22 protein-coding genes are annotated in these 20163 nt (G+C 41.5%); 8 read left to right on the forward strand and 14 right to left on the reverse strand.

Going from position 1 to position 20163, the window contains the following annotated elements; all coding sequences use genetic code 11:
* Positions 1-14: 14 nt before the first annotated feature.
* Genes J7I96_RS19825 through J7I96_RS19835 form a run of 3 tightly spaced genes read right to left on the reverse strand, consistent with a single transcriptional unit; the run spans position 15 to position 1431 of the window.
* Positions 15-524, reverse strand: a complete 510-nt coding sequence (locus J7I96_RS19825; protein ID WP_214925175.1) for a GrpB family protein — start codon at positions 522-524, stop codon at positions 15-17.
* Positions 525-562: 38 nt separating this feature from the next.
* Entirely contained in the window at positions 563-1063 is a 501-nt protein-coding gene (locus tag J7I96_RS19830) for a hypothetical protein (RefSeq protein ID WP_214925177.1), read from the reverse strand.
* Positions 1060-1431, reverse strand: a complete 372-nt coding sequence (locus tag J7I96_RS19835; protein ID WP_214770437.1) for a hypothetical protein — start codon at positions 1429-1431, stop codon at positions 1060-1062. The genes J7I96_RS19830 and J7I96_RS19835 overlap by 4 nt, the downstream gene beginning before the upstream one ends.
* 119 nt (positions 1432-1550) lie before the next feature.
* Here J7I96_RS19835 and J7I96_RS19840 point away from each other — a divergent pair, with 119 nt between their 5' ends.
* Positions 1551-2045, forward strand: coding sequence for a VanZ family protein (locus J7I96_RS19840; protein ID WP_214770439.1), 495 nt, complete (start codon positions 1551-1553; stop codon positions 2043-2045).
* A 561-nt stretch (positions 2046-2606) separates the two neighbouring features.
* Here J7I96_RS19840 and modA read toward each other — a convergent pair.
* The 6 genes from modA to J7I96_RS19870 all read right to left on the reverse strand — a co-directional run bounded on the left by modA (position 2607) and on the right by J7I96_RS19870 (position 8493).
* The gene (gene modA / locus J7I96_RS19845) at positions 2607-3398 is read right to left on the reverse strand and encodes a molybdate ABC transporter substrate-binding protein (protein ID WP_214925179.1); all 792 of its coding nucleotides are present in this window, start codon (positions 3396-3398) and stop codon (positions 2607-2609) included.
* A 102-nt stretch (positions 3399-3500) separates the two neighbouring features.
* A complete protein-coding gene (locus J7I96_RS19850) occupies positions 3501-4667 on the reverse strand; it encodes an MGDG synthase family glycosyltransferase (RefSeq protein ID WP_214770444.1) in 1167 nt (388 codons plus the stop codon).
* A 133-nt stretch (positions 4668-4800) separates the two neighbouring features.
* Positions 4801-5400: a DedA family protein gene (locus J7I96_RS19855; RefSeq protein WP_214925180.1), complete on the reverse strand. Its 600-nt coding sequence runs from the start codon at positions 5398-5400 to the stop codon at positions 4801-4803.
* A 17-nt stretch (positions 5401-5417) separates the two neighbouring features.
* Positions 5418-6116: a polysaccharide deacetylase family protein gene (locus tag J7I96_RS19860; RefSeq protein ID WP_214925308.1), complete on the reverse strand. Its 699-nt coding sequence runs from the start codon at positions 6114-6116 to the stop codon at positions 5418-5420.
* 1210 nt (positions 6117-7326) lie between these two features.
* Positions 7327-8292, reverse strand: coding sequence for a biotin synthase BioB (gene bioB, locus J7I96_RS19865; RefSeq protein WP_053537392.1), 966 nt, complete (start codon positions 8290-8292; stop codon positions 7327-7329).
* Between the two features lie 45 nt (positions 8293-8337).
* A complete protein-coding gene (locus tag J7I96_RS19870; RefSeq protein WP_214770450.1) occupies positions 8338-8493 on the reverse strand; it encodes a hypothetical protein in 156 nt (51 codons plus the stop codon).
* Between the two features lie 280 nt (positions 8494-8773).
* Here J7I96_RS19870 and J7I96_RS19875 point away from each other — a divergent pair, with 280 nt between their 5' ends.
* Genes J7I96_RS19875 through bioA form a run of 3 tightly spaced genes read left to right on the forward strand, consistent with a single transcriptional unit; the run spans position 8774 to position 11423 of the window.
* On the forward strand, positions 8774-9358 hold the full coding sequence (locus J7I96_RS19875) for a biotin transporter BioY (protein WP_214925181.1): 585 nt from the start codon (positions 8774-8776) through the stop codon (positions 9356-9358).
* The gene (gene bioD, locus J7I96_RS19880) at positions 9337-10044 is read left to right on the forward strand and encodes a dethiobiotin synthase (RefSeq protein ID WP_214925182.1); all 708 of its coding nucleotides are present in this window, start codon (positions 9337-9339) and stop codon (positions 10042-10044) included. The genes J7I96_RS19875 and bioD overlap by 22 nt, the downstream gene beginning before the upstream one ends.
* Positions 10041-11423, forward strand: a complete 1383-nt coding sequence (gene bioA, locus J7I96_RS19885; RefSeq protein WP_214925183.1) for an adenosylmethionine--8-amino-7-oxononanoate transaminase — start codon at positions 10041-10043, stop codon at positions 11421-11423. The genes bioD and bioA overlap by 4 nt, the downstream gene beginning before the upstream one ends.
* Positions 11424-11498: 75 nt before the next feature.
* Here bioA and J7I96_RS19890 read toward each other — a convergent pair whose 3' ends face one another.
* Complete coding sequence (locus J7I96_RS19890) at positions 11499-11693, reverse strand: hypothetical protein (protein ID WP_214925184.1); 195 nt, start codon at positions 11691-11693, stop codon at positions 11499-11501.
* Positions 11694-12427: 734 nt separating this feature from the next.
* Between J7I96_RS19890 and J7I96_RS19895 the strand changes: the two genes are divergently transcribed.
* A complete protein-coding gene (locus J7I96_RS19895) occupies positions 12428-12700 on the forward strand; it encodes a YesK family protein (RefSeq protein ID WP_214925187.1) in 273 nt (90 codons plus the stop codon).
* A gap of 317 nt (positions 12701-13017) precedes the next feature.
* Here the strand turns inward: J7I96_RS19895 and J7I96_RS19900 are convergent, their stop codons facing one another.
* The gene (locus J7I96_RS19900) at positions 13018-14511 is read right to left on the reverse strand and encodes a peptide MFS transporter (RefSeq protein WP_214770464.1); all 1494 of its coding nucleotides are present in this window, start codon (positions 14509-14511) and stop codon (positions 13018-13020) included.
* 336 nt (positions 14512-14847) lie between these two features.
* On the opposite strand from J7I96_RS19900, the gene J7I96_RS19905 reads away from it, so the two are divergent.
* The gene (locus tag J7I96_RS19905; protein ID WP_034310640.1) at positions 14848-15072 is read left to right on the forward strand and encodes a hypothetical protein; all 225 of its coding nucleotides are present in this window, start codon (positions 14848-14850) and stop codon (positions 15070-15072) included.
* 310 nt (positions 15073-15382) lie between these two features.
* On the opposite strand, the gene rsiV is transcribed toward J7I96_RS19905, so the two are convergent.
* Both rsiV and J7I96_RS19915 read right to left on the reverse strand, forming a co-directional pair.
* Positions 15383-16252 carry an anti-sigma-V factor RsiV gene (gene rsiV / locus J7I96_RS19910; protein WP_214925190.1) on the reverse strand — a complete coding sequence of 290 codons (870 nt, stop codon included), beginning with the start codon at positions 16250-16252 and terminating at the stop codon, positions 15383-15385.
* Positions 16237-16752, reverse strand: a complete 516-nt coding sequence (locus tag J7I96_RS19915; RefSeq protein WP_096340710.1) for an RNA polymerase sigma factor SigV — start codon at positions 16750-16752, stop codon at positions 16237-16239. Before J7I96_RS19915 ends, rsiV begins: the two co-directional genes overlap by 16 nt.
* Positions 16753-16937: 185 nt before the next feature.
* Between J7I96_RS19915 and J7I96_RS19920 the strand changes: the two genes are divergently transcribed.
* Positions 16938-18344 (forward strand): polysaccharide deacetylase family protein, encoded by a 1407-nt coding sequence (locus J7I96_RS19920; RefSeq protein WP_214774010.1) that lies wholly within the window; start codon positions 16938-16940, stop codon positions 18342-18344.
* A 97-nt stretch (positions 18345-18441) separates the two neighbouring features.
* Here the strand turns inward: J7I96_RS19920 and J7I96_RS19925 are convergent, their stop codons facing one another.
* Positions 18442-19161 carry a YebC/PmpR family DNA-binding transcriptional regulator gene (locus J7I96_RS19925; protein ID WP_053536610.1) on the reverse strand — a complete coding sequence of 240 codons (720 nt, stop codon included), beginning with the start codon at positions 19159-19161 and terminating at the stop codon, positions 18442-18444.
* A 250-nt stretch (positions 19162-19411) separates the two neighbouring features.
* On the opposite strand from J7I96_RS19925, the gene J7I96_RS19930 reads away from it, so the two are divergent.
* A complete protein-coding gene (locus J7I96_RS19930) occupies positions 19412-20137 on the forward strand; it encodes a DUF4261 domain-containing protein (RefSeq protein WP_214925192.1) in 726 nt (241 codons plus the stop codon).
* Positions 20138-20163: the final 26 nt, after the last annotated feature.

The following is a 20163-nucleotide window of genomic DNA, read 5'->3' on the forward strand; positions in this document are numbered from 1 at the left end:
TTTCACCTTGGAAGTCAACCGCCTTTTGCTGATTCCATGACATTTAAGATAAATGGCGCTTTCGCTTTTGTGTACCCCACTATATCTGCAGGATGCTTTTCTGCTAAGGACATTTTTAATTGCTGATATTGTTTCCGTACGTCAGGATGGCTTCTTAGGTAGTCCCTGAATGAAAGTTGAGTCTTCCACTGTTCACTTCCAAATCTATAGATATGCAAATGGTGTGTACCCGCTCTCCATTGGCCTTTTCTAAAGAAACGCCTTTCGGGAAACTCCTTATGCGTGACAAATTCATACCCTATCGATGTCAACGGTTCAATGAACGCGTCAACTTCAGCTAAATGTTGGACGCCAACCATGATGTCCAAAATCGGTTTAGCCCCCAACCCCATGACGGATGTACTTCCAATATGCTCAACACAAAGGGAATCGTTCTTTAAAACCTCCATGATCCTCGCTTTTTCCTGTTGAAATTCACTGACCCAATCAGGGTTATATTCCTCGATCTTCACTGTTTTTTCCATATAATCACTCAACTTTACTTAAAATCGTATGACCGCCATCATTTTTCATCACGCGACCATTTTACGATGGGATCTTGCGTGCTCGGCTCATAGTAAGTTCCGGCATACACCTTTTCTTTTCCTGTTATTTTATTCGTTCGGATGACTGTATATCTTCCTTTATCATAATTTTTGGTAAGATAATATGTCCGGTTTGAAAACCCTTTTTCGGGCCCGGTTAACTTTTCTTTAGTTTTATACGCTTGAGGTTTATTCAAGTGCCCTTTCACTACACTTTTAATATTCAGCGGCGTGCCCTCAAGCTTGACATCAATTCGGAAATCAGCATCCCTGGTCTCTGTTTTCCCTGAAGGAACGGATGCCATTTCAACCGTATCATGGGTTTGTTCCGAGAATGTTTTTGTGACACTGTATGAATAAAGAATATTCATGGAACTTATATTATGTTTCATTTTGCCAGCAATCTCAGGCATGGCAACATTCAATAGAAAGGTGATTGAAATACATGCAATTAATATGATAAGCGAAATTTTCTTCATATTTCCTCTTTCTCAACTATGTATTCTTGTAATTCAACTTGTTCATTTTCCTTAGGAATAATCCCAAATTTGGCGATTAATAGAATGGCAAGAAAACTGAAACTGCAAAAACTAGTATTATCACTTGTAATAAATGAAGCCTGTATAATTCGGGATGCCAATAATGAATTCAAAATATAAGAAAAAAGAAACCCTGAATAGGATAGGCAAACCAGATAGTTTCCAATCAATGCCCTCCTGTAATGTACATACTCCGACTTATTTCCCTTCCCGATACTGACACAATGTCTAAATTGCCTAATGAGACCGTATGTGAAACCAATAATTAATATGACTGCAATGACAAAATCAATTATTGCTTCCTCCACCGTTTTACCCCTCCTTGGTAATTCGAACTAAGAATATAGTAAATTATTACATTAAACTCATCATATACCATTTATGATAAAATGATAAATATTTCCCACTTTAATATTGGAGTTGTATCATGAAATTTTTTGAGAAAATAGTATTATCGTTATTTATGGTTCTGTATCTATCAATGCTTACAAAGCTCATTTTATTTAAAACCTTCTCGATAACCGAGATGAATGGTCATATTAATTTTTCCCATGGCCGCTATTGGGGTTCCCATAACTTCATCCCTTTTAAAACCATTGCCCATTACCTGTTCTTAGCGGATGTTAACCCATCGATCCGGATGGAAAATATAGCGGGGAATATCATCGGCTTTGTACCATTCGGCTTGATGCTTCCCTTACTGTCAAAAAGGTTTTCCCAACTCAAATCGATCTTGATTGCAACATTCTGTCTTAGTTTCACCTATGAGATTCTTCAGCTTTTATTTGAATTAGGAAGTTTTGATACCGATGATTTAATCCTGAATACTCTCGGCGGGGTTATAGGATACCTGCCTATTAAACTGTTTTACATCGTTTTCAAAAAGAATGGTACCATTTGCAGTCAAGCCAAAGGACAATAATGTGCCTGTCCTTCTTTTGTCCCAAGGTCCATATTACGCAGCGATTGAAAGACGAATACATGCATGTCCCTTTTCTTACGTGTAAAGCGAGAAGAGGTTTCAATATCAAGGTAAATATACCTAATATTACTGCGGATGAATTAAAAAAGACCACCAGATTGGTGGTTATAGTTTGTGGACAAAAGGATTTCTCCTAAAGTTTAAAAACTAATTCAAGTTTGGAACGAAAGGTGCGAGACTCCTGCGGGAAAAGCGCGTCTGGGGAGACCCCGCAGGCGCAAGCCGAGGGCCGACCGCCCGCGGAAAGAGAGCGCCTGTAGTGGAAATCGACGTTCGTTGTACAAGTCCTAGTTAAACTGTAGAAATAAGGATTTCTCCTAAAGTTTAAAAACTAATTCAAGTTTGGAACGAAAGGTGCGAGACTCCTGCGGGGAAAGCGCGTCTGGGGAGACCCCGCAGGCGCAAGCCGAGGGCCGACCGCCCGCGGAAAGCAAGTGCCTGTAGTGGAAATCGACGTTCGTTGTACAAGTCCTAGTAAAACTGAGACCACCGGATTGGCGGTTATTTCAAATTCTTAAATCCGTATTTTTCAAAGATTTTCATGGAGGCTTCCGTTTGGAGATAGTCATAGAATAGCTTGGCTTCCTTGGGATGATCCTTGTCATCGATCATTCCCATGGGATATATGATCGGATCGTGTAAATCTGCCTGAGCCGCTGCAATGATTTCAACTTTTGATGAGTTGAGCGCATCCGTTTTATAAACGAGGCCTGCGTCCACATTTCCCGATTCCACATATGTAAGCACTTGCCGCACATCCTTGGCATATACCAATCGATCTTCCATTTCTTTGAAAAGGTTCATGTTTTCCAAAGTTTGTTTCGCATATTGCCCTGCCGGTACAGACTCTGGAGTCCCAATCGAAATTTTAGCGGCCTTTGTGAGGTCTTCCAGCGATCCAATTTCCTTTTTGGAATCCTTTGGCACCACAAGCACCAGGTCATTGCCGACTAAATCGATTCCGCTTTTCTCTTCAATAAGATCTTCCTCTACTAATTTATCAAATTTATCTTCTGCTGCCGAGAAAAACAGGTCAACAGGTGCACCTTGGGATATCTGTTGCTGAAGAGCTCCAGAGGCTCCAAAGTTATAATGAACTTCCACATTTGCATTCTCTTTTTCAAAAGACTTCTTTATATCATTTAAGGCATCTTGCAAACTTACAGCTGCGGAAACCGTCAATTCCACTTTTCCTCCGGCTTGCGCCTTCATTTCCGTTTCATCACTTGAACACCCTGCACCCACCATCACAAGCATCATCATCAAAAAAATCAAAAGGTATGTTTTTTTCAAAGTCACTCTTCTCTCCGACCTTTCATTATAGGATGGCTGCTAATTCAGCAGCCTTCCGTATCCATTCTTCCTTTTAGGATCACCAGCGGGAACACCATGCATTTAGCTATAAAGAAGTTTGGGCTGTCGGGCTAGATAGGAAGGCGTACCATTTTGATTAAGATCAAGGATCAATTTCATGACCTCCACTATTCCCTCGGGTTTCTCCAACTCTATTTCCTTATGATAGGACTCTATGGATGTGCTCCACTTTTTCATTTTTTTCTGATCCTTCAATATACTCAGTAATTGTTTTTCAAAAGGCGTTTTCTGATTAAGTTTAAATACAAGGCCTTGCTGTTTTAGATACTGCAGATTGATTTCCTCCTGCCCCGGAAGCCTGGAATGAACAAAAATCGGAAGCTTTTTTCGTAATGATTCACTGATCGTGACACCGCCCGGTTTCGTAACGATTGCGTCAACTTCTTCATAAAGCTTATTCATTTCAGACCTTGATGAGATATAGGGCAGTGGTTTGATATGAGGTAAGTTCCATGTATTGATTTCTTCATAAAGCTTGTTGTTATTTCCGCAAAGAACTAAATAATCAAAGTCGGTTGAATTCTTTAACTCATCACCTAAGTTCAAAATCCCTCCCAGACCGCTATTTCCTCCGGATATCAAAATTTTTGGCCGTTCTGTGTTTCTTTGGACACGGGCATTTTTTGTGATTTCCTCGTGCACGGGAATGCCAGTGACCATCATCGTTTGTTTTGGTATTTGACGCTTACTCATCAGCTTTTCTTTCACTTCTTGACTAGGAAGAAAATGGGCATCTATCCCTTCGCTTCCCCACACATTATTAATAAAAAAGTCCGTGTACACGTTTATTACCGGTGTACTGCACTTCCCTTTCATCTTTAACTGACTCAAAAGATATGAAGGGAAACCGTGTGTACAAACAATTAAATCAGGCTTTTCTTCCGCTATCAATCGTTCCATCTTATTCATGAATAATTGCTGATACCATTTACATACACTTTCCTTTGGCGAGTGAACATAAAACAGATTCTTATAGGCAAGATTATAGGTTTCCGGCGCATAGCGGATCCATGTCAGATAACTATTTGCAATGAATTTTTCTAGAGAGGTATTGGTATAACTGATAAGATCGATTTTTTTATAAGTGATCCCATTTGAATGCTTTTTTAACATATCCATCAATGCCTCTGCAACTTGATGATGTCCCGACTGCATTCGAAAGAGAGGTAAAAACAAAATCTTCTTCATGTGTGTCATCTCCTAAAGAAATCATTCTGAAAATACAAAATATATAGTTCATGATATCTTCCTCTTACAATATCGTTGAACAAATTCCTTAAATCGATTTTTTATTTCCGACGTTTTATAATAAGGAGCCGACTCAACTTTTTGATCTTTGTTTTCTCTTTTTAATGTATTTGATAGTAACATATAGTACAAAAATAACTAAAAATACAACACCTAAATATGGAACGTATTTGGGATTAACATTAAAAGCATCCCCCACATAATAACCGGCCACTATAAAAGGGACGGTCCATAGTATAGTGCCTAATAGGGAAAAGAGGAAGTATTTCCGAAAGGGTATAGAAGAGATTCCTGCAAAATATGGACTTATTTGCCTCATCCCCGGAATATAAAATCCCAATACTAACGTTTTTCGTGCATTATCCGTATATTTTCTCTTTGCTTTCTCCCAGCGTTCAGCCGTAATCCCAATGAATCTTCCATATTTATTTATAAATGGATACCCCACGTATTTTCCGCATGAGTAAGCTGCAAGCATTCCGATAAAGGCGCCGAGAATTGCACACAGCATCGCTAAACCCATAGAGAGCTTACCTTGGGCAACCAGCACCCCAATTAGAAATAGAAGTGATTCTTCTGGAGCAGGCACTCCCACGATGCCGAAGAATAAAAAAAGAAAAATGATCAGGTATCCATAAGAATCAATAAATTGTAAAAGTGTATCTATATCCATAATACCCCCAGAATTAGTTATGAGTCTTTTAAAGAAATAAAGTGTGTTCCTTTTTCCTTACTCTCCTGCAGGTAAATTTTCAACATTTCAATCATATAGCCTGGTGCCTCTTTATCCGCTCCCAATGTTTCACCACAGTCATGAAGCAATATGATGGAACCTTCCGTTGAAGTGCTTCGAAGCTGATCAAGCAGAGTATTTTTGCAATTTTGGACTTTCCAATCCCCAAAGATGCCGGACCACATAATTACTTTATATTTCCTACTGAACAGTGGGGTAAACATATTGAAATGGCCCCATGGCGGTCTATAAAATATCACCTTTTCATCCGTGCATTCCGTTATCGCCTTTTCAGTCATTTCCAACTGTTTTCGCAGATGAATTGGTGATAGGACCCAACTTGAAACATGATGAAAATGATGGATACCTATCGTATGTCCCTCTTCATGCATTCTTTTAATAATCCCAGGATTACTTTTCACTTTACTGCCCACAACAAAAAATGTAGCCTTTATCTCATATTCCTTTAAAAGATCAAGTAATTTTATCGTATGTTCAGGGTTTGGGCCATCATCGAAAGTTAGCGCAATCCCATTATTCGAATTTATTTTTTTGGTTATTCCCAGGCTGCCTACACGAATAAGCACCGTTGGGATAATAGTATAAAATATTACTAGCAATAATAAAATAATAAAGCTAATCAGCCATATATGCATCACACAAAACTATCCTTTCATTATTGATATTACCAATACTGATCCTTTCCCTATTTCATAATCATTTACTACAATGCAGCAAATGTTATTGCATTCAGGTAATTCATTATAAAACCTCTCCTTACAATTTAGCATTTTTTTTTCATTATTTTCACTTATCATTACTTTTTTATTTTTGTAAAGGTTGAAGGACATTAGTTCTATTACGGCAATGTCTGCAGTTTTTTTCTTTTAAAACCATTTCAGTCGATTCCAGAAATCCGCTCCCTTTCCGCCGACTGTCTGCCAAGCCTCCTCGCCGGTAAACGGCTGCGGGGTCTCGGCTAGGCCAGTTATTCGGCAGGAGTGTCGCTCATTTCTTCCATCCTTTAAGGATTGCTGTAAAAAAACATGAACGATAATCTAGTCTTCAACATGTTTCAGGATGAGTCGCCTGCAGTTTTTTTCTCTTAAAACCATTTCAGTCGATTCCAGAAATCCGCTCCCTTTCCGCCGACTGCCTGCCAAGCCTCCTCGCCGGTAAACGGCTGCGGGGTCTCGGCTAGCCAGTTATTCGGCAGGAGTGTCGCATATTTCTTCCATCCTTTAAGGATTGCTGTAAAAAAACATGAACGATAATCTAGTCTTCAACATGTTTCAGGATGAGTCGCCTGCAGTTTTTTTCTCTTAAAACCATTTCAGTAAATTCCAGAGATCCGCTCCCTTTCCGCCGACTGTCTGCCAAGCCTCCTCGCCGGTAAACGGCTGCGGGGTCTCGGCTAGCCAGTTATTCGGCAGGAGTGTCGCATATTTCTTATATCTAGTGAGGATTTCATCCGTATAAACTAGTAAAAAACATGAAACATAATCAAGTTTACTTTTAAAATCTTGGTTCGGGGCGAGAGCAATTCGAAACTCCTTTTGTCGAAAAATTGTTGGAACCGCCTGACTGTAGACTTATTGGAGAAGAAGAGCCAGTTTCCCTTCAATATTTCTAAAAAAAGAAGTTCCAGTTGATTGGAACGGAAGGTACGAGACTCCTGCGGGAAAAGCGTGGCCAGACCCCGCAGGCGAGCGCCGAGGAGGCTCCCGGACCGCCCGCGGAAAGCGAGTGCCTGGAGTGGAAATCCTTACACCTCCCCCTTTCAGAAATCCGCTCCCTTTAGTCGACAAACTGAAAAAAACACCCAAAGGGTGTTTTTTGGTTTGTCTCAATAATCTTCTTTATCAATTAAAGGGCACATTCTTCAATTTCAAACCCCAGGTCTTCAATGATTCCCCAATCCGCTGTGGGTTCTTGACCAGCTGTCGTTAAATAGTCGCCGACGAAGATGGAATTGGCAGCATAAAGTGCCATGGGCTGCATGGAACGTAGATTGACCTCCCGGCCGCCGGCCAGGCGGATTTCTTTACTCGGATTAACGAATCTCATCATCGAAATCAATTTCAGGCATTTAGTGGGGGTCAGCTCGGAAGTTCCCTCAAGCGGCGTTCCGTCAATTGCATTGAGAAAATTACAAGGAATGGAATCTGCATCAAGGCTGCGTAAGGATAGAGCGATTTCCACCGCTTCCGCCTCAGATTCACCCATTCCGAAAATGGCTCCAGAGCATGGGGACATTCCGGCTTCTTTCACAGCTTCCACTGTATCTACCCGGTCTTCATATGTATGTGTCGATGTAATTTTACTGTAGTTTTCCTGTGATGTATTCAAGTTGTGGTTATAGCGATGAACGCCTGCTTCCGCTAGTTTACCTGCATGTTCCTCATTCAGGAAACCTAAACAGCAGCAGATTTTAAGATCCGTCGTTTCGCGGATTTCTTTTACCGCTTCAATGACATGATCGATTTCCCTGTTGGTCGGACGACGGCCAGAAGCAACAATGCAATAAGTGCCCGCTTTCCGGCGAATTGATTCTTGCGCTCCTTCGACAATCTTTTCTTTAGTCAGCCAAGCATATTTATCAATCGGGGCTTCCGACACGATCGACTGCGAGCAGTAGCCGCAATCTTCGGGACATAATCCTGATTTCGTATTGATGATCATATTCAATTTTACCTTTTTCCCATAATGATGTTTACGTATGAGATAGGCTGCATTCAGAATTTCCAAAACCTCTTCGTCTGGGGCTTGGACGATAGATAATGCCTCTTCCTCCGTCACTTTATATCCTTTGATAACGTTCTCCGCCAACATCTTCCAATCTCTTACCAATGTTTCCAAACCTATCCCTCTTTTCTTTTATTGTGTGCCGAATCCCATTCCTTGAAAAAGCACATATCCTGTTCCGGTTCTCCGCACATAAAACGGAAGATACCAGTAATAGACCCGCTTCCTGCAACCTGCTGCTCCAGCCGCGAAATTCCCTAAACCACTTTTCCCTCCAACCGGCTGCATGTGTAGCATCAATCCTCAGAACATTTAGCAGTATCAAATGGAGCGATAATATTTGTTAACTTAAAACATAAAAAGTTAACATATTGTTAGAATAATAACATACATACAAAATATTATTCAATGGCCTTTTTTCAATATTTTACTAGTTGTCCTTTAAATCCTAAGAAAAATGGCACTTTATATGTTAACCAAATAACAAATTAGTTGACATATAAAATAGGAATCAGGCAAACTAATAGTGGGCATTCTGCCAGCACTTTCAAAAAAGGGGGTTAAAAACTTGAAAGCAAGGACGATTTCTTATGTGGCCCTTTTTACCGCGTTAACTGCCATCGGCGCCTTTATTAAGATACCTATCCCTTACATACCTTTCACGCTGCAAATTCTGGCAGTCTATTTGGCAGGCGCATTGTTTGGGCCCCGGCTTGGGATGCTCAGTCAGTTATGCTACGTCTTGATCGGACTTATCGGGGTGCCCGTGTTTGCTGAAGGCGGGGGATTCGGCTATATATTCAAACCCACTTTCGGCTATTTGCTCGGATATATACTGGGAGCCTATGTAAATGGATGGCTGATCAACCGGTTTACCCTCTCCACGATTCGTTCCATATTCTTTGCTAATGCCGCCACTTTGCTGACCGTTTACCTTTTCGGCTGCATCTGGCTGTATGGTGCGATGAAGTGGATTGTGGAAACGCCGCTTTCCATCAGCCAAACGATCCTTTACGGCTTCTTGTTACCTGTACCCGGTGATTTAATGCTATGCATTCTATGTGCTGTCATCATTCAGAAAGTACGTCCACGCATTGCAAGATATATAAACGTAAAGGAGCTGAATCATCCATGGGCCAAGCCTACTTTATAACCGGAACTGGCACGGACATTGGAAAGACCATCGTCACGAGTGCACTCTATCTGTCTCTTCAAACATTGGGAAAAAGCGTCACGATATTCAAACCATTTCAAACTGGAATCAATGAGGAAAATCATACATACCCGGATATATCTTGGTTTGAGCAGGAACTCGGTGTAAAGGAATCGGGGTTTTACACACTGGAACCCGAAACCTCCCCACATTTGGCGATTAAATTAACCGGCAGTATCATCGATGAGAAGAAAGTCGTGGAAAGGGTTCACGAACTTGAGGAAATGTATGACATCGTATTAGTCGAGGGAGCTGGCGGATTGGCTGTGCCGCTTATTGAACGAACGGAAGGTTTCTATATGACGGCGGATTTCATAAGGGATTGCGGGATGCCTGTCCTCTTCGTATCCACAAGCGGTTTAGGGGCGATTCATGATGTCGTGACGACCCATTCTTATGCCCAAGTCCATGATATCAACGTGAAAACCATTTTGTATAATCATTACCGGGCAGAAAATCGGATTCATCAAGACAATATCGAAACCATTGAAAAACTGACTGGGCTGAATGGCCTCGCCTGCATCCCGACACTGGCCGATGTTAGAAAAGACTTAAGGATCTGCATCCTTGATTTGCTTGGTGATCAAGAATATACCCAACAACTGAAAGAGGTGTTCGAAGCATGAACAGTCAGGATTTAGAACAATGGGATAAGGAATATGTATGGCATCCGTTCACACAAATGAAAACGTATCGGGAAAGTAAACCGCTGATCATCGAGCGCGGCGAAGGCAGCTACCTGATTGATGTGGATGGCAAACGCTACCTCGATGGCTATGCTTCATTATGGGTGAATGTGCACGGGCATAACGAGCCGGAATTAAACGGCGCCCTAATTGAACAAGTGAATAAAGTCGCGCACTCGACGCTGCTCGGATCTGCGAATGTACCATCGATCTTACTGGCGAAAAAACTGGCAGAGATCACTCCTGGTTCTTTATCGAAAGTCTTTTACTCGGACACGGGATCAGCCGCTGTGGAAATCGCCCTTAAAGTCGCTTATCAATATTGGCAGAATATCGATCCCGTCAAGCATCAGAATAAAAACAAATTCGTCTCACTTGACGAAGCATACCATGGAGATACTGTCGGTGCCGTGAGTGTGGGCGGAATGGATCTATTCCATAGAATCTTTAAGCCCCTCTTATTTCAACGGATTTCAGCCCCTTCACCATATGCCTATCACATGACTGAGTATGGAGATCCAGAAGCAGTGAAAAACCATTGCTTGAAGGAACTGGAGAAGTTACTGCAGAAGCAATCCGAGGAAATTGCAGGATTGATCATCGAGCCGCTCGTGCAGGGAGCAGCAGGCATCATAACCCATCCCCATGGCTTTTTGAAAGAGGTCGGGCAATTATGCAAAAAGTACAATATCCTCTTAATTTGTGACGAGGTGGCTGTAGGATTCGGTCGCACCGGTACGATGTTTGCCTGCGAACAGGAAGACGTCGTCCCCGATATCATGTGTATGGGTAAAGGGATCACTGGGGGATATATGCCACTCGCCGCCACCATCATGAACGAGCAGATCTTTCAATCCTTCTTGGGGGAACGGGAAGAACATAAAACCTTCTATCATGGTCACACCTATACAGGAAATCAGCTTGCCTGTGCCCTGGCCCTGAAGAATATCGAGCTGATGGAAAGCCGCAATCTCATTAAAGACATCCAGATAAAATCAAAATACCTATCACAAAGACTGCAAGCGCTATACGAACTTCCGATAGTCGGCGATATCCGCCAGCGCGGCTTCATGATTGGAGTGGAAATCGTTAAAGACCGCCAAACAAAGGAAACGTTCACCCTCCAAGAGAATGTCGTTTCCGGAATCATCCAGACAGCCCGGGAAAATGGCCTGATCATCCGGGAACTCGGCCCAGTCATCACGATGATGCCGATCCTTTCCATGTCAGAAAAGGAACTCGATTTCATGGTCGAAACCGTCTACCGCGCCATTCAGGAAGTCTCCATTCATAAAGGATTGATTCCAGCAGCAAACTGATTCAAAAAGATGTGGAAATAAAAAGGGCACCTCAATGAGATGCCCTTTTTCCGCTTGAATTTTGGATGAACTCACCTATTCAAACAAAGGGATTTCCGGCGGCATCCCGGCTTCAGGCAAGAAATAAATGAAAATGGTGAAACAAATGATAAGCAAGGAAAAGATGAATACAGCCCCAACATAGGAATTCAACTTTGGAGTAATCCCGGTAAAGAAAAGCAACACGAAAGTCATTTGCATGGATATGCATATTCCAAGTAAACGTTTCATTTTTACCTCCTTTCTTTTTGAAAAATCAAGTGCGATATAAATATAACATTCATCCCATTACGCACCATTAATTGACTAATTTTAATAATCATATATATAAATGATTGGATATTTATTGTAAACTGGATAAGCAAAGGAGAAGATTTGCAGTATGTCGATAACAAAGAAAATATTTTTCATAAGATGTATAGTGGGTATCATATTCGTGTTTCTTGCTCATTCTTGTCTGCAATACTTCAGTGGCGAACCGATAAGGTGGTCAGGGAATTTAGGATATGCATTCTATTTTGTAGCAGGTATTGTACTTTTCAGTTGGCTATTTGGAGATTTTGATAAAAAAAGGGCCGATCACTCGTGTAAGTGAACTTTGTCTGTACAAAACCGGCAACTAATCGATTTTACCTCCAGTTTTTTTGAGGGCTTTATTGCATGTTGATTTTCGCTTCAGGCACTCGCTTTCCGCGGACGGTCGGCCCTCTGCTTGCGCCTGCGGGGTCTCCCCTAGACACGCTTTCCCGTAGTAGTCTCACACACCTATTCCAATCAAATTTGTGTTAAAGCTTAATAGAATCCCTATCCATTTAATTTACCTCATCCTTCACGTTCAACTTTTGTTTTCCTCACGCACGCATCCAAGAAAATGACCACTACCGGCTGTCTTTTTCATTCTAATATACAAGAGGAATTTACTTATTATGGTATTATTTACTTAATGAATTTGAGGAGGTTACAAAATGATGTTGGCAGTTTCCCTCCTGGTTGCTTGCGTCCCTGGGATGTTAGTAATACTTTTAGCATGGTGGTTTAGGAAATTACATTTATCTTTATTTGTTAGGCTTTTACCAGGAATATTAACCGTCATAACTTCAATTATTTTGTTTTACATCGGTTTTGTGAACATCAGAGGGTTTGAAGGAGCGGGATATGGAATATTGGCTTTCTTTTTACTTCCGTTTGCAATTGCGGCTTCAATTATTGCGAGCAAAAACAAAGGTGTACAAAGCTAAAATTCAGTTCAATTACTATGAAAGCAGGAATATATTCAATGACTGAATAAAACCAATCCGAAATCCATTGTGAATTGGCAAATAGCCGAATGCGTTGGGCGTTTGACCCCTCCACCCGTATTATCAAAAACAAAAAATGAAAAGGTTCTTACAACCGGAAAAAAGAGCAATCCTATAAAGGAAGCACTTTTTTACACATTCGCTTATTGCTAGCTGACAACCATTCCGGTGATCTATGCTACTCATTCAGTAAAATTGCGAGGATACAAAAACAAAAAAGATGACCCCGTTAATTCGGAGGTCATCTTTTTTATGTGTTAGCGAATGCCTTTCATGTAGCCTTGAATCTTTGGTGATAAGACCATCAGGATCAGTCCAAGGACCATTGAAGCAACACCAATCACTCCAAAATAAGCCATTTCGGTCTGAGGTGTGTAGAATCTGACGATTTGTGCGTTCAGCGCTTGTGCTGCTGCACTTGCCAGGAACCACAGGCTCATCGTTTGTGCCGAGAATGCGGCCGGAGCCAATTTTGTAGTTGCTGAAAGTCCGACAGGAGATAAACAAAGTTCTCCAAGCACTACAAGGAAATAGCTAAGTACAAGCCATAGCGGATTGACTAATGCGTCTGATCCACCGAAATAAACAGGAAGCAGGATCACCAGGAATGATAAACCGGCGAACAGTAGACCTATCGAGAATTTTTGAGGAATGGTCGGCTGGCGCTTTCCTAATTTAATCCATAACCATGCGAATACTGGTGCAAGGGTAATGATGAACAAAGGGTTCAAAGATTGGAACCATGCCGGGTTTATTTCCAATCCTGCAAAGTTCAACTGTGTCCGTTTGTCTGCATAGCTTGCCAATATTGTTGCACCTTGTTCTTGAATCGCCCAGAACATGACGGCTGCTATAAACAAAGGAATATAGGCAATCAAGCGTGAACGTTCAACGGAAGTCGTTTTCGGGCTGCGATACATGAAAATGAAATAAAGGGTCGGAATAACGATTCCCAGGATACCTACAAGATTAATGAAGGTTTCAATCGTTAAGATGCCTGCAGAAGCAGTGATGCCGATGATGGCAGCTATGATAAGTGCGGCTATCCCCAATTTAGTGAATACTTTTTTCTTTTCATTCTGTGATAATGGGTTAGCAGGAAGAGTCCCAGCCAAGCCCAGGTTCTTTTTCTTTGTTGCAACAAAGACGATGAGTCCAATCAACATACCAATTGCTGCAAGTCCAAATCCAAGATGGAAGCTGTAGTCCATTCCGACTGTACCGACAACAAACGGCGAAAGGAATGCACCCATGTTGATACCCATATAGAATATACTGAAACCGGAATCCCGGCGTTCATCATTTTCTGCGTAAATTTCCCCGACAATGCTGGAAACATTCGGTTTTAATAATCCAGTACCCAGAACAATGAGTACCATGGAAACAAAGAACATGGAGAGACTGCCTGGTACAGCAAGGACAATATGCCCGAGCATGATCAAGATACCACCGTAAAATACGGCTTTTGACGTCCCGAAAATCCTATCGGCGAGCCATCCGCCAATTATGCCTGACATATATACTAAAGATCCATAGATGGATACAAGGGCAAGGGCTGTGGGTTCATCAAGGCCTAGCCCCCCTTTAGAAACTTCGTAATACATATAGTAAACAAGAATGGCCTTCATACCATAATAGGAGAAACGCTCCCAGAACTCAGTAAAGAAAAGGGTGAATAATCCTTTAGGGTTTCCAAAAAAACCTTTTTGAGGTACACTATCCACAATTTTCTGTTTATTTATCGTTGCCATACCTAGCCCTCCTTTTATTATTGTATAATAACTTTAATTTTCACTATTGTAAACAAATATTTAGTATATTTAAATAATTAATTTCAAAATAAATAGAAGTGGCTTTCCGCCATGTAAGCAAAAGTCCGGATTTCGCACTAAAATACAGTCCATCTAATCTAATAGAAAGCGATAATCAATGATATATTACCCTAACTTCACCCATGGTATTACGTTTGATAAACTTTGGTTGCTTTGCACTTATTAATGAGAGTAGAAAATGGTGAAATTTGAAATAACCCCACTACAACCGTTTTATTCACCGTATAATAGATATAAAAACGAGGAGGCACCATAATGTTCGGGATCATAACCGTCGTGATGATTTTTTCCATCCCTATAATCGCCATACTGACAAGCCATTTCGAAAAACAGTCAAAAACCAAACACAAGATGCTGCAAGTTGAATTGGAGCTTGAAAAACTTAAACATGAAAACTTCCTTATGGAGACGGAAAAAATGAGGCTGGAACTGGATCAGATGAAATTCGAACAAAAAAGAGACGAACCAAGGTTACTGTAAGTCAGTAACGTTGTTCGTCTTTTTTAATGGTATTATGCCGTTTTAAAAACCTTCCGCCCGTCATAGGAATTGGCTCTTTTCGTAAAGATTGTTGTTTTAAACGAAACGATTTAAGGTTGATTGGAGCGGAAGTGCGAGACTCCTGCGGGAGCAGCGGGACAGGGGAGAGCCCACAGGCGTTAACGCCGAGGAGGCTCGCCGCCCGCCCCGCGGAAAGCGAGCATCTGGAGGGGAAATCAACCACACCTCACTACTTGGTAAATAGCAACAAAGTATGTGAAAACAGCCTAAGAATGACAATAGGGCCATTTTAATGGATATATTGATCGCCAACAAGAAGGTCTGACAGCACCTGTGTCGGGATGATGAACTCGACGGCACCCATATATCCCGGTGCAGCTTCATAGCTGTTAAACGCGATGACTAGCTTGCCATCTTCGTTTATATAAAAGCTTTGGTTTTCATCGATGCCTTTAAAAGCAGTAAGATCATCATCTTCCACCCAATATATCTTTTCCGGATCTTCAGCCATCTGCCGCTTCATCTGTTCCTTGATGTTCTCGCTGATCACCTGAAGATAGCGATCATCTTTAAATAAGCTATTTAGCGTTAACAGCACTTCGTTTTTCTTGTCGACTGTATCGAATTGACTTTCTGTCGAACTGGAAGCAGAAATCGTATCCGTAAAACGCTGTACGGATAATATCGTTTCATTATCCGTCAATATCACATATCCGCTTTCCACCGAGATATTGCCCTTTTCCCCTTCCTTCAGTTTTGACATGGAATCCGTGAATTCCTTATAAAGCTGCTTGCTTTCCGATAAGTATTTATCATTCAAGCTATCTTCGAGCTGTTTATTCTCGAGACCGGATATTGCAGGCGTTTTGATTACTGCCGAAGAATTATTCGCTTCTTCTTTCCATTCGACGAAGGTAATCACTTTGATGACCTTCTCGACTATCGGTATATCACTCATGGCTTTCGCCGCTGCCGGACTGATGTTTACGGAAGCTGTCACGATCAGGAGCGCTGCAGCCGCTGACACGAGAATATTCCTGCCAACCCTCGGCTTCTTCCTTGGCTTTTCATTCAAGGCTGCTTGAACGACATCATTCAATTCCTTTGGTATCGGTATTTTAAGATATTCTTCCCGCAGATCTTTTAATTTTTTTTCCATCTTTTCGTTTCCTCCCGTTCAGTCATGTTGATCCGCAATAGTTGCAGCGCTTTATATAATCTCGTTTTAATCGTGCTTACGTTTTCTTCCAGCACTTCCGCTATCTCGTCCAGCTTCAGGTCCTCAAAGAAACGGAGGACGACTACCGTTTTGTACTTGACTGAAAGTCCTTCCAGGGCCTTTTGCAAATCCAGGTCAGGATAGTGATCCTCCTCACCGCGGCGCAAGTATTCTATTGTTTCATCATCGGCGACGGTCAGTTTCTTCTTCTTCCGCAAAACATCCAGTGCCGTTCGGACGATGATCTTATATAACCAACTATCTATAGAAGCGGCGTCTTTGATTTTGCTGCTGGAGACTAGCGCTTTCCTGATTGATTCCTGCACGATATCCAGGGCATCCTCTTGGTTTTTGACATAGTAAAAAGCAAGTCTGTACAAATTCTCTTGCCTTTCGGTTATCCGGGCCGCGATTAATTGATTCATATCTGGGTTTTTCATTACATGTTAGAGCTCCTTACATTTAAATTACGTATCCTAGGTACAAAGAATAGACGTTGGTGCAGCCATAAAAGTTTGAAAATGTGCAAGGAAATATATAAATATAAAAAAATGAAATTTTTTACAAACTTTTAAGGCTTTTGGCGCGTCTATATAGTAGAATGATTATCGAGGTGGAGTGCATCATGAGGAAATTAAATTATAAAAAAGTCTTTATTTTTCTATTTTGTCTAACAGCTGCTGTAGGAACGATGGGGTTAGCCATTAAAAGCCTTGCTTTTGATAAGAAGAGAACCGTTTCGGCCTATACAACTGATAAAAATTACCCAGAAGCCGATATTCAAACGTATGTGAAAGATAATACGAAAGGCGGGTATTCAGCCAGCAGGCCCGTTCTGCATTTAGAAAATATCGACAAGCAGCTAGAAGCCTACATAAAGAAAGAAATTAAGGATTATGAAAAGAAATGGAAAGCATCCGACGGAAAAGCTTCCGAGCTTAACCTCACCTATACGATCCTCCATTTCAGCAAACAGACCATTACGATTTCCTTCGATAAATATGAGCAAGTGGAAGGAAAGAAGCAGTCTGGAACCCAAATCTTCACTTATGATATTCCATCTCAGCAAAAGCTCTCTATAGAAGACATCTTTGCCACGGATACTGATTATTTATCCGTTTTATCCGATATTGTTTTTGAAGAGTTAACGCAGAAGGAAGAAGAAGGCATTTCAAACAGTCTCATTAAAAAGGAAAACAAGCTGAAGGCAGCCAACTTCAATTCTTTTTCAGTCTTTAAAAATACGCTCGTTTTCTACGTTAAGACTGATGATTCAACTAAGACCCATACAATAGCCATCAAGAAGGATCTTTTTAAAGATAGTTTGCTAGATTCATATCAAAGTCAAGATTTGAATGAGGATCGTGTAAAGGAATGGCAGCCGAAAAATATCGTCGCCAAACTGCCCGTGCAAAATGAATGGATCGACCCTTCAAAAAAGGTCATTGCCTTGACGTTCGATGACGGACCGCATCCAAGTCATACCATGTCCATTCTGGAAGACCTGAAAAAACATGATGGTCACGCGACGTTTTTCGTACTTGGAAGCCGCGTACAGCACTACCCGGAAGTCCTGCAAAAAATGCTGCAGGAAGGAAATGAGATCGGCAACCATTCATGGGATCATCCCCAGCTGACGCGCTTAAGCAAGAACAAAATCGCAGATCAAATCGAAAAGACCCAAGACGCTGTAAAAAAAGCGACAGGTACTGAGCCAAATCTCGTCCGTCCCCCATATGGAGCGATTAACCATAATGTGCGGGAATACATGGAGGATATGAAAGTCTCACTTTGGGATGTCGATCCAGAAGATTGGAAAGAACGCAATGAAAAGAAAATCGTAAACAAAGTGATGAGCAAAGCCAAAGATGGCAGAGTCATATTAATGCATGATATCTATCAAACTAGCGCCCAGGCTGCAGGAAAAATCATTAAACAACTGCATGACCAAGGGTATCAACTTGTCACCATTTCGGAATTGGAAAAGGTCAAGAAAGACCGTGAACTTTCCGGAATCACCATAAGTGAATAATCAAAAGGAAAGAGCCTGTTTCGTGTTTCGGAACAGGCTCTTTCCTTTCAAATGAAATAAGCAGACCTTTGATCATTGCAAAGGCCTGCTCATTTTATCATTCACCAAGATCTACATTATGATAAACTTGTTGAACATCTTCCAGATCTTCCAATGCATCGATCATTTTTTCGAATTGTGCTTGTGCATCTTCCGGAAGGGTTAGGTCATTTTGTGCAAGCATCGTCAGCTCTGCCACTGTAAAATCGCTGATTCCTGCATCCTTGAATGCTTGTTGTACAGCATGGAATTGTTCAGGCTCGGCATAAACGATGACACTTTCTTCTTCTTCAATGATGTCACGTACATCAACATCCGCTTCCATTAACAGCTCAAGAACATCATCAGCCGTTTTACCTTCAATCCCGATGACAGCCGTTGCATCGAACATATAAGCAACAGATCCGCTGACACCCATATTCCCGCCATTTTTCCCAAATGCGGCACGTACATCAGATGCCGTCCGGTTCACGTTGTTTGTCAAGGCATCCACGATGACCATTGAACCATTTGGACCGAATCCTTCGTAACGAAGTTCGTCATAGTTTTCTTCCGAACCGCCTTTGGCTTTTTCAATCGCACGGTCAATGATCGCTCTTGGAACATTGTACGTTTTCGCACGCTCAAGTACGACCCTTAATGCCTGATTGGATTCTGGATCTGGTTCGCCTTGTTTTGCCACTACATATATTTCCCGTCCGAACTTAGCATAAATCCGACTAGTATTAGCATCTTTTGACGCTTTTTTTTCTTTAATGTTATTCCACTTACGACCCATTATATTCCACTCTCTTTCATCACGAATAGATTATTAAGATACGGCCCTATGAGAAAACCCACAAAGGGAATTCCTTTGAAGATAGGCTATACGTTTACTAGATTATATTATACATCAATTGTATAATTTTGAAAAAGTCCTGCACATCCCTCACTGGCATTTATCGGTGCATTGCGCCATTTTTCATGAAATGCTATGGAAAACATCAGTAGTGGTATAGTATGAAGTGATTGGAAAGGAGAGATGATCCATGAAGGACAACCGAATCATCATCGGGATACCCGGTAAATGGAAGGACCGGAAAGAATTGATTCAAACGGTCGCTTCCCAAAGCGAAGGGTATCTGTTAGCCGGGAATGTTTTTCATAACAGTGATAAGAACATTACGTTTCAGTCGGAGATCCATGATTATGAACCCACTTTAAAAGAGAGCTTTTCTTACGCCAGTAAAGACGCCTTTTCAGAGAATGCATTAGAGGAAATCAATGGCCATACCTTTACCGTTTATATAATAGCCGATGTATCCGATACCGGAACTGTTATCGATTTGATCGATGCCGGGGCAGCGATCCTCAAGGCAGGCGGTATGGCAGTGAAAATAGAAACGGCGGGAATTGCCCATTCAAAGGAAGATTGGCAGCATCTTCATCATAGCCCGGATATTCTCTCGGTATATGCCCATTTTGTCACGATCATCGGAGAGGAAGACTATTATTGTTCTTTCGGAATGAAAGCCTTTGGTCTTCCGGATGCCGTGACACTTAACACAATGAGTCCGAAAGAGGCGGCTGCCCTGCTTAACACATTCAATTATTACCATGTAGGTGAACGGCCTCTCTTTAAGAATGGCGAAACCTTTAGCATTCAGCAAGATGCACCCGACTTTATATTGACGGGCCTTCAAGACTTTAGATCTGAAGAAGAACATCCCTTCTACAACCCGTTTGGTTTATGGAATTTAGGGACAAGTAAATAGGGAGCGATCCGCTCCCCCAGACTGCA

This window comes from Bacillus sp. ISL-78 (assembly GCF_018613455.1).
GTDB lineage: Bacteria > Bacillota > Bacilli > Bacillales > DSM-1321 > Peribacillus > Peribacillus frigoritolerans.

Coding starts and splice junctions, on each gene's coding strand:
- J7I96_RS19825 (WP_214925175.1), bottom strand. CDS start 524: ATGGAAAAAACAGTGAAGATCGAGGAATATAACCCTGATTGGGTCAGT.
- J7I96_RS19830 (WP_214925177.1), bottom strand. CDS start 1,063: ATGAAGAAAATTTCGCTTATCATATTAATTGCATGTATTTCAATCACC.
- J7I96_RS19840 (WP_214770439.1), top strand. CDS start 1,551: ATGAAATTTTTTGAGAAAATAGTATTATCGTTATTTATGGTTCTGTAT.
- J7I96_RS19850 (WP_214770444.1), bottom strand. CDS start 4,667: ATGAAGAAGATTTTGTTTTTACCTCTCTTTCGAATGCAGTCGGGACAT.
- J7I96_RS19855 (WP_214925180.1), bottom strand. CDS start 5,400: ATGGATATAGATACACTTTTACAATTTATTGATTCTTATGGATACCTG.
- J7I96_RS19860 (WP_214925308.1), bottom strand. CDS start 6,116: ATGCATATATGGCTGATTAGCTTTATTATTTTATTATTGCTAGTAATA.
- bioB (WP_053537392.1), bottom strand. CDS start 8,292: ATGTTGGCGGAGAACGTTATCAAAGGATATAAAGTGACGGAGGAAGAG.
- J7I96_RS19870 (WP_214770450.1), bottom strand. CDS start 8,493: ATGCAGCCGGTTGGAGGGAAAAGTGGTTTAGGGAATTTCGCGGCTGGA.
- bioD (WP_214925182.1), top strand. CDS start 9,337: ATGGGCCAAGCCTACTTTATAACCGGAACTGGCACGGACATTGGAAAG.
- bioA (WP_214925183.1), top strand. CDS start 10,041: ATGAACAGTCAGGATTTAGAACAATGGGATAAGGAATATGTATGGCAT.
- J7I96_RS19890 (WP_214925184.1), bottom strand. CDS start 11,693: ATGAAACGTTTACTTGGAATATGCATATCCATGCAAATGACTTTCGTG.
- J7I96_RS19895 (WP_214925187.1), top strand. CDS start 12,428: ATGATGTTGGCAGTTTCCCTCCTGGTTGCTTGCGTCCCTGGGATGTTA.
- J7I96_RS19900 (WP_214770464.1), bottom strand. CDS start 14,511: ATGGCAACGATAAATAAACAGAAAATTGTGGATAGTGTACCTCAAAAA.
- J7I96_RS19905 (WP_034310640.1), top strand. CDS start 14,848: ATGTTCGGGATCATAACCGTCGTGATGATTTTTTCCATCCCTATAATC.
- rsiV (WP_214925190.1), bottom strand. CDS start 16,252: ATGGAAAAAAAATTAAAAGATCTGCGGGAAGAATATCTTAAAATACCG.
- J7I96_RS19915 (WP_096340710.1), bottom strand. CDS start 16,752: ATGAAAAACCCAGATATGAATCAATTAATCGCGGCCCGGATAACCGAA.
- J7I96_RS19920 (WP_214774010.1), top strand. CDS start 16,938: ATGAGGAAATTAAATTATAAAAAAGTCTTTATTTTTCTATTTTGTCTA.
- J7I96_RS19925 (WP_053536610.1), bottom strand. CDS start 19,161: ATGGGTCGTAAGTGGAATAACATTAAAGAAAAAAAAGCGTCAAAAGAT.
- J7I96_RS19930 (WP_214925192.1), top strand. CDS start 19,412: ATGAAGGACAACCGAATCATCATCGGGATACCCGGTAAATGGAAGGAC.